Source organism: Mesorhizobium sp. Cs1299R1N3 (genome assembly GCF_037179625.1).
GTDB lineage: Bacteria > Pseudomonadota > Alphaproteobacteria > Rhizobiales > Rhizobiaceae > Mesorhizobium > Mesorhizobium salmacidum.
Window position 1 is genome coordinate 1 of sequence record NZ_JAPYKQ010000083.1, and the last position, 431, is coordinate 431.

At 67.3% G+C, this 431-nt stretch carries 1 protein-coding gene; it reads left to right on the plus strand.

Features of this window, described 5'->3' with window-relative positions; genetic code table 11:
- Positions 1-58: 58 nt before the first annotated feature.
- Positions 59-431: aldo/keto reductase (locus tag O7B34_RS32055; protein ID WP_337149752.1), on the plus strand; the 373-nt coding region annotated here is incomplete at its 3' end.

Genomic DNA, 431 nt, shown 5'->3' on the forward strand with positions numbered 1-431 from the left:
GCTCGATCGCACGATGGCCGCCGTCGCGGCGTGCCCGGCGGAATAAGGGAGCATGACCATGGAATATCGCAATCTCGGCGCCTCGGGCCTCAAGGTCCCCGTCCTCAGCTTCGGCACCGGCACATTTGGTGGCCAGGGTCCGCTGTTCTCGGCCTGGGGCCGCAGCGGCGCAGAGGAGGCACGCAGGCTCGTCGACATCTGTCTCGATGCCGGCGTCAATATGTTCGACAGCGCCGACGTCTATTCCAACGGCGCCTCCGAAGAGATCCTCGGCGCCGCCATCAAGGGCCGGCGCGACAAGGGGCTGATCTCGACCAAGATGAGCCTGCCGATGGGCGATGGTCCGCTCGATGCCGGCTCGTCGCGGCATCGGTTGGTCGGCTCGGTCGATGCGGCCCTGCGACGGCTCGGCACCGACCATATCGACCTGC